The sequence below is a fragment of the Mesorhizobium sp. M0698 genome (genome assembly GCF_040320455.1).
GTDB lineage: Bacteria > Pseudomonadota > Alphaproteobacteria > Rhizobiales > Rhizobiaceae > Mesorhizobium.
Map to the genome: position 1 here is coordinate 1 of NZ_JAMYPQ010000061.1, position 6056 is coordinate 6056.

The 6056-nt window shown below is 57.7% G+C and carries 5 protein-coding genes and 1 pseudogene; 2 read left to right on the forward strand and 4 right to left on the reverse strand.

The window, feature by feature from the left end; all coding sequences use genetic code 11:
- Positions 1 to 266: 266 nt before the first annotated feature.
- Both istA and istB read left to right on the forward strand, forming a co-directional pair.
- Positions 267 to 1529 (forward strand): IS21 family transposase, encoded by a 1263-nt coding sequence (gene istA / locus NKI16_RS33705; RefSeq protein WP_352924759.1) that lies wholly within the window; start codon positions 267 to 269, stop codon positions 1527 to 1529.
- Positions 1526 to 2398, forward strand: coding sequence for an IS21-like element helper ATPase IstB (gene istB / locus NKI16_RS33710; protein WP_352924761.1), 873 nt, complete (start codon positions 1526 to 1528; stop codon positions 2396 to 2398). The genes istA and istB overlap by 4 nt, the downstream gene beginning before the upstream one ends.
- Positions 2399 to 2644: 246 nt before the next feature.
- Here istB and NKI16_RS33715 read toward each other — a convergent pair whose 3' ends face one another.
- From NKI16_RS33715 to NKI16_RS33730, 4 genes and pseudogenes are all read right to left on the reverse strand, one after another.
- Positions 2645 to 3814 carry a M24 family metallopeptidase gene (locus NKI16_RS33715; protein ID WP_352924763.1) on the reverse strand — a complete coding sequence of 390 codons (1170 nt, stop codon included), beginning with the start codon at positions 3812 to 3814 and terminating at the stop codon, positions 2645 to 2647.
- A 483-nt stretch (positions 3815 to 4297) separates the two neighbouring features.
- Positions 4298 to 4636 carry a GNAT family N-acetyltransferase gene (locus tag NKI16_RS33720; RefSeq protein ID WP_352924767.1) on the reverse strand — a complete coding sequence of 113 codons (339 nt, stop codon included), beginning with the start codon at positions 4634 to 4636 and terminating at the stop codon, positions 4298 to 4300.
- A 272-nt stretch (positions 4637 to 4908) separates the two neighbouring features.
- Entirely contained in the window at positions 4909 to 5364 is a 456-nt protein-coding gene (gene panD / locus NKI16_RS33725; protein WP_352924765.1) for an aspartate 1-decarboxylase, read from the reverse strand.
- A gap of 507 nt (positions 5365 to 5871) precedes the next feature.
- A pseudogene (locus NKI16_RS33730) lies at positions 5872 to 6056 on the reverse strand (hypothetical protein); the annotation flags it as partial.

Below are 6056 nucleotides of genomic sequence, written 5' to 3' on the forward strand. Positions count from 1 at the left end.
CGCACAGTTCGTCACCTTGAATTTCATCTTTCCTATACGATGGCGGCGGGAAGAATTGTGCTTGAAGGCATCGCTGCGGCAACCGCTATCGAGACTGCAGCTCGCCTACACCAAGATCGCTTGTTGATGCCGGCTCAATACTCCCCAGAAGTGCCGTTTGAATCTTCCCCAGTATAGCGCTGCCGCCGGTCTTCCGGAGCGCGCTCCGGGAGACCGGCGGCGCGTAATCGTTGATGCTTCTCCTGATGGTCGGGAGAGGGATTTCGGTGATCAAGATCGGGGAGATGATGATGATACTGGATTTGCATCGGCAGGGCCTGTCGGTGTCGGCGATCGCCAGGGAGAGCGGGATCGACCGCAAGACGGTGCGCAAATACATTGAGCGCGGGCTCGAGGCTCCGGCCTACGGACCGCGCAAGCCGCGTCAGGCGGTGATCGATCCCTTCACGGCCTATCTTCGCGAACGCGTCACGCGATATCCCGGACTCACCGGCAGCCGGCTTTTCCGGGAACTGAAGGACCTCGGCTATGGCGGCGGCTACACGGCCGTCACCGACTTCCTGCGCGACGTCCGTCCTGCCGCAGCGGAACGTGGATACGAGGTTCGCTTCGAGACCCCGCCCGGCGAGCAGGCGCAGGTCGACTTCGCCCAGTTCAATGTCGTCTTTACCGATGAGCCGACCACGCCGAGAATCGTCTGGCTATTCTCCATGGTGCTTGGCTTCAGTCGCCTTATCTGGGCACGCTTCGTCGTCCACCAGGATCTGCCGACTGTCTTGCGCTGCCATGCTGGGGCTTTCGAGGCGCTGGGCGGCGCTCCTCGCGAAGTGCTTTACGACCGTATGAAGACGGCTGTGATCGGCGAAGACGACACCGGCGGCATCGTCTACAACCGTGCCCTCGTCGATCTTGCCCGCCACTATGGTTTCCATCCCAAGGCGTGTCGGCCTTACCGCGCCAAAACGAAAGGCAAGGTGGAGCGACCATTCCGTTACATTCGCGAGGACTTCTTCCTGGCCCGGTCCTTTCGCAATCTCGAAGACCTGAACGTGCAGTTGCGTCACTGGCTGGACACGGTCGCAAATCCGAGAGTTCACGCCACCACAAGGCGTGTCGTCAACGAAGCTTTCGCCGAGGAGCGGGCAGCGCTGCGGCCGCTGCCTTTGGCTCCGTTCCGATCGGTCCTGAAGCTCGAGCGACGCATCAGCCGGGAGGGCATGGTCAGCGTCGGTGGCAATTTCTACAGCGTGCCCGACACCACCAGGCGCCGTGTCGTCGAGGTACACACGCTGGCCGAAGAGGTTCGCATCTTCGAGGACGGCGCGCTGATTGCCGCCCATCCCATTCTCGAAGGCCGGCATCAGCGTCATGTCGAGCCGGGTCATCGCAACATCCACATCCACAAGCGCCGACAAAGACTGAGGAACGACGAGGTCATCCTTCATGGCTCAGGCGACAGGGTCGCTCAGCGCCCGTTGGCCTTCTACGATGCCGTCGCCCGGGTGATCGCGAAGGAGCAGCGTCCATGACGAACGCGCTCGATACCACGCCATCCACGATCGACCGAATCCGCCACGACCTCGTCGGCCTGAAGATGCCGCGTGCGCTCGAAGCGCTCGATCATGTCGTACGCCGGCTCGAGCAGGGCGAGATCGCCGCCCTCGAAGCCATCGACATCCTCCTCTCGGAAGAGTTGACCCTGCGCGAGAACAGCCGGATCAAGACGGCACTGCGCATGGGACGCCTGGCCACGATCAAGACGCTCGCCGGCTTCGACTTCTCTTTCCAGCCCTCGCTCGACCGCGATCGAATCTTCACGCTCGCCCAACTCGGCTTCGTCGCCCGCTGCGAGGTCGTCCACTTCCTCGGCCCGCCCGGCACGGGCAAGAGCCATCTGGCCATTGCGCTTGCCGTCGAGGCTGTGAAGGCTGGAAAGAGCGTCTATTTCTGCACGCTCGCCGAACTCATCGCCGCGCTGGCAAGGGCCGAACGCGAAGGCCGCCTGCAGGAACGCATCCGCTTCTTTTGCCGGCCTGCTCTGCTCGTTGTCGACGAGATCGGCTACCTGCCCGTCATCCACGGTGGCGGCAATCTGTTCTTCCAGCTCGTCAACGCCCGCTATGAGAAGGGCGCAATGATTCTAACCTCAAACCGCGGCTTTGCCGAATGGGGCGAGGTCTTCGGCGACCCTGTCGTCGCAACCGCACTTCTCGATCGCCTGCTTCATCATGCGGTCGTCGTCCAGATCGAAGGATCGAGCTATCGGCTCCGACAACACGCCGAGCTCATGCCCGAACACCTGCGATCAAAAGCCTCCATCACGCCGCCGACGCTCAACGCACCATCACGACCGCGCGGCCGGCCGCCGAAAAATGGACACCCCTCCGCGACAGCCTGAGCGGCGAAACTGGGGAATTTTACTTCGGCACTTTGGGGAAAATTCGAGCGGCATTGACAATCGCTAAATGATCCGTGCACCAACGCCCCATCAACATAGCTTCTTCGCGAGGGAAAGCGTTTTCTTGCGAAGCACTGGAACATGCAGCCATTCGGCGGGAAATCGGTTCACTGGAGCTATTTCTGATCCGCTCACCTGGCTATGCGACGCGCTGGATGTAGCCTCCCGCCCATCGATCAACTAGTATCAGTCGATTCGCGGGAGCTGCCGAGGTGCGCGCTTTGTAAGCAATTGCGCCCCATCTTCAGTGATCAAGACTGTCTCCTCGTGAAGGACGATCTTGCCGGCCTCATACTCAAGGCCTGGCTCAATGCAGAGCACCATGCCAGGCACGAGCACGGTCTGGTCGCCTAGCCGGATCGACGGCGGTTCGGTTACGCGGAGCCCGAGCCCATGTCCCATCCGTCCGTTGCTGTTAAGGTTCTTATCGCCTGAAGAAAGAACATTTGCCATTTGCTCGAACACCGACGCCGCCGTGACGCCTGGCCTCGCGGCCTCGAGGCCGATCTCATTAGCCTGCCAAACACGCTCGTGTGCTTGCAGCAGCGCATCGCTCACGTTCCCAACCCGGTAATTCCGGTCGTAGTCGCAGTAATAGCCATCATATGTCGTGCCAGTGTCGATAAACAGTAGATCGCCATCGACGATCGGACGGTCACGAGGACCGCCTGTAATCTCGAACGGTCCTCCCACGTCGGACCTGCAAATAACTGCAGGTATTGCACCAGCGCCTCCGGAATTCAGACGTGCGCGAAACTCCCGTTGAATGGTTCGCTCCGTATCGCCGACCTCAACAAAGTCTGGCACGGCCTCGAAGACAGTCCCCGTGATGTCTATGGCTCTCTTGATCCGTGCGACCTCTGCCTGACTCTTAATCATGCGCAGCTGCCAGATCACATTTGCCCCGTCGACGATCTCGATGCCCTTCAGCTTGGTGATGACATCCAACAGCTGAGCTACGGGCATTCCCAGCCTTAGTTCCATTCCCAGCTCGGCCCCGACGCGTCCGTGACGTCGTGGGAGTTCGGAGATCGCATTCACGAGAAGGGAGGTACCTTCGTCTTCGGGGCGGGGCGACGGCCACGACCGTAATTCTTTCACCCAGGTCGTTTCCATAATAGAGTGGCCGATCTCAGGAATGATCGCCGTCGGGTCTCCTTCAGCGGGCACGAGCACGAACCATGGACGTGTGTAGCTCTCCCAAAAGGTGGAATCGATACCGACGATGTATCGGATGTTATCCATGGACGACAGCAGCAGCCCGTCGAGTTTATATTCGCCCATCAGTTTCTGAGCGCGGGAGACTCGGGCCTGGAATTCCGGCGTCGTGAAACCACCATCAATTTCTAATTGCATGTTGTTTACCCTTTGTCCCTCTTTGAAATAGTCGGGTACATAGTTCGATCGTCCGACAATAAAGACTATTCACGTCATCCCGGTCGAAACTCCGTCACTTGGCTAAGCCCCCGCCGGGCCAGTTCGTCACCTTGAATTTCATCTTTCCTATACGATGGCGGCGGGAAGAATTGTGCTTGAAGGGCATCGCTGCGGCAACGGCTATTAAGATTGCAGCTCGCCTACACCACGATCGCTAAATGATCCGTGCACTCCCGTCGCGCCCACCGGCATCGGCAAGTGCCACCGCGATCGTCTCTTGGTGAACATCCAAACCAACATACGTGATGCTATCGTCCATGGTCCGTCTTCTATGTGTGAGGCTCTGTGCGAGGATAACTTACGCAACCCTCGATACCTGCATGTTACGAAACAGGTCACCCGATCCCTAGGCGAACGATTAGTCCCTGACTTTCGCCATAGCAACCCTCTAGGCCCTACCGCTCACGGAAAATACCTCCGAAGGAAATATCGTCCGAATCCGCGAGGATAGTTTGGTAGGTAACCAAAGATCTCGTATCCGAGAGACTGGTAGAATCCCGGCGCTTGAAACTCGAAAGTATCTAGCCACACTCCGACACATCCCCGTCGAAGAGCCCAATTCTCTGCAGATTCTATTAGCTGTGTGCCGATTTTCCGATTGCGGAATTGTTCCGGGACAAATATTAAGTCGATGTACAGCCAGTCATAGTAGCACCTTGCCCAAAGGCCTCCTGCCGTTCGGCCGTTTCCGGAGTCTTTGATGAGAACTGCAACAGACTCTGGATTGTAAGGGCCGGTCATTCTTGAGTTATAAACTTCTAAAGCGTCGAAGATGACATTCCGATCCGAATCGTCCGGCTGTTCTCGTATCTCGATGAATGTAGCCACTGTGATTTGTCTCCCGTCGAGGACAGTGTGTTGCGGCTTGGCCTGCAGCCATGGGCGCGCGGCCTCGATGTGCTGGGCCTATCGAAGGTAGTTGTTGCGCTTGGAACACGAACAAACAGCTGGATTAACGAGACGCTTCTGCCCTTCGTATCTTTCACCGCCTGGTGGGTGCACCCGATGAGCTATCAGCGATTGGCCCGACTCGGGATTTTCAGGGCGTTGCCGCCAGGAGAGCCCTCGCGAACCGCGAACGTCATCGTTCCATCATCCTTGATCCCACCATCGTAGAACATAAGGTCGCGGACAGAATTGTCCCGGTTGAACGTCAGCACTCGAGGTTTGATCTCTACGATCTGGTGCTCCTCTATATATGCCGAGGAGCAAACGATTATCTCATCTCCAACTTGGCAGGTGCGAGCAGCGGCTCCGTTCAGCACACAGCAACGAGAACCCCTCTCACCGTAAATGACATACGTGCTGATTCGCGCGCCGGAAGCCTTATTCCAGATTTCAACGAATTCCAGCGGAAGAATACCCGCCTCGTCGCAATGATCTGGGTCCAGAGTTATTGAACCGTGGTAGTTCAGATCCGCGTCGGTTACAGTGATGCCATGAAGTTTGGCGGCAACGACTTTTCTCATCTACAGGTTTCCTATTTCTATGGATCACTGCGCCAACGAGGGACTGCAGTGTCTCAGTCCCAGAGACGGGGATTGATCGATGTGCTGCGATAGGTCGAAGAATGGCTTTTAAGAAGGGATCGCGGTCACGACGGAGATCGCGGTCAGGCGCAGGTTGCCCAGTTATTGCCGGTCCGCAGATGCCCTCTTTCCCGTAGAAATCCGTCGCTGACCTAACATGTTCCTTTCATTCGATTGATTGCGATACCAGCCACAACATGAATGCCCTAGTCGGCAGCTTCCGCAGCATCGAGACCAACGTCGCAAACCTCGTGCCAATTTGGCCAATCGAGCCAGAAACGGCATTTTGTGATCGCATTCAGCTATTTAGCCTGAGGCCCAACAAGAGATTGGTTCAACAGCCTGTGTCGCGGACCCGACAAAGCGACATGAGAAGCTATGCGGGAAAGCGGCGAGGTGCCACCATCGTCGTAGACGATCGTGTCCAAAGTCGAAGATCTCAGCCGCTCAATAACTGTATTGGATCAAGCTCGCACTGTGCTCGTCGTTGTAGAAATGAGTCAGATAGCTGGCTGGTACCGGCCTTGGTGCACGGATCTTGGTCCAGGTGCGGATTCCGACGTGAAGCCGGCCGCCATTCCGATCAAACACCGGCCACCATTCCGGTATGAAGCCGGCCACCATTCCAACCA